Origin of the sequence: Armatimonas sp., assembly GCF_043760365.1 — a bacterium.
Lineage (GTDB): Bacteria > Armatimonadota > Armatimonadia > Armatimonadales > Armatimonadaceae > Armatimonas.
The window spans coordinates 1-1,576 of the sequence record NZ_JAYUPA010000547.1 but is presented as its reverse complement, the minus strand read 5'-3'; the positions used below and the strand labels follow the sequence as shown (position 1 = coordinate 1,576).

Here is a 1,576-nt window from a genome sequence, read left to right as displayed (position 1 = left end):
AGGAGCATGAGGGGAAGAGAGGTGCCTGAGCGGTGCGAAGGCGGAGAGATGGCTCATAAGATTTCTCATTGGGGCACTCCTGGTGCGGCGGGTGTACTCGGTGCGGGGGGAAGCTCACGCACCAGCTTGTTCTGGATCACATCGTAGAGTCGGACACGGCCATCCAGCGAGGCGGCGGCGAGAAGCTGGCTGTTGGGCGAGAGCGCGAGACCCCAGATATCACTCGTGGCTTCTGTGAACTCTTTTTCAAGGCGATTGCGGCCCAGGTTCCAGACCTTCACTTTCTTGTCCGCGCCTCCCGAGGCAACTGTCTGACCGTTGGGAGCCACGGCGATGGCATAGACTCCGTCGGGGTGGGCACCGCCAAAAGTCTGGCCGGTGAAGCCCGTGCGGGGATCGGGCTCTTTAGGGTCGCGGGCCTTGCCATCAGAGCGCACCCCGAAGATGCGCAGAGCACCGTCGCCGCTGCCCACGAGAAAACGCCCGGGCTGCGGGAGCGCGGCGACGCACCAGACCACGCTGCCGCACTGGTCAAAGTTCACGACGACACGACGTTTATCGGCATCCCAGACCTTGAACATCTTGTCCGCCCCACCTGTGGCAAAGAGTGCGCCGCCATCCTGAGGTGTCGTGCGGCTCGGCACGGTGACACTCAGGCAGCGCCCAACATGCTCAGAGAGGGTGCTGATAGTCTGCCCGCTCATGGCATCCGTGACACAGACTTTCTCATCATTGGCGGCGGAGAGGATCTGGTTGCCTAGAAATGCCACCGATTCTACGGTATCGAAGTGAGGCTTGAGAGTTTTTATCACTTGCCCGCTGGTGGAGTTTAGCAGTAAGACCACGCCGCTCACGCCGGGCACGCCCGTTCCAGCGGCGATCATGCCACCGTCGGGGGAGAACGCGAGGGTGCGAATGGCATCCGTGGAGACGCTCCAGTCCGAGAGCTTATTGCCGCTTGCAACCTCGTAGATCACCACGCGGCGATACGTCCCCACCGCGAGCCGAACGCCATCAGGTGAGAACGCCACAGCCCAGCACGGTGGCAGCTTGGTGGCGACAGGCACAACGCGGAGCGGTGCGCTGGCTTTGGGAGTGGGCTTGGCAGGTGCCTTTTTCTGCCGCCCAATGAAATTAGGCGTCTGCAATGACGTCGTTCCTCCGCCGCAAAGCCCGTACCGGGCTACCAAATTTTTTCCCCAGCCCGGCACGGGCTTCGCGGCGCTTGCGCCATTGCAGACGCCGATTTCAATCGGCGGCTGTGATCGTGTCACCCACATGAATCTCGCCCTCCTCCAGCACCCGCGCTCGAATCCCGGCTTTGTTGAGCAAGCGACTCACAAGCCGGGGGCGCTGTGTGTGTGCTTCGAGGCTGGCACACGGCTGACAGAGCTCCGTGCCCTCACAGAGCACGCTGCCCACGCGGAAGCGCTTGCCCACTAACGGATTTAGTGCAATACCCGTCACCGTGATATTGCGCCGCGACTCACCGGGCGCAAAGCCCTCGGTGTCCACGGCCTCCGCCTCGATGAGCGTGATATTGGTGGTCTGGCGGTCGCCGACAATGCCGCTGTCT

Annotated in this window: 2 protein-coding genes; both read right to left on the bottom strand. The window is 62.5% G+C overall.

Annotation, left to right across the window (positions count from 1 at the left end; translation table 11 throughout):
* Positions 1 to 65: 65 nt before the first annotated feature.
* The gene (locus ACH2EH_RS12600; RefSeq protein WP_395142160.1) at positions 66 to 1,274 is read right to left on the bottom strand and encodes a WD40 repeat domain-containing protein; all 1,209 of its coding nucleotides are present in this window, start codon (positions 1,272 to 1,274) and stop codon (positions 66 to 68) included.
* Positions 1,249 to 1,576, bottom strand: a 328-nt coding sequence (locus ACH2EH_RS12595; protein ID WP_395142158.1) for an MOSC domain-containing protein, incomplete at its 5' end; no start/stop codon positions are given. The genes ACH2EH_RS12595 and ACH2EH_RS12600, both read right to left, overlap by 26 nt.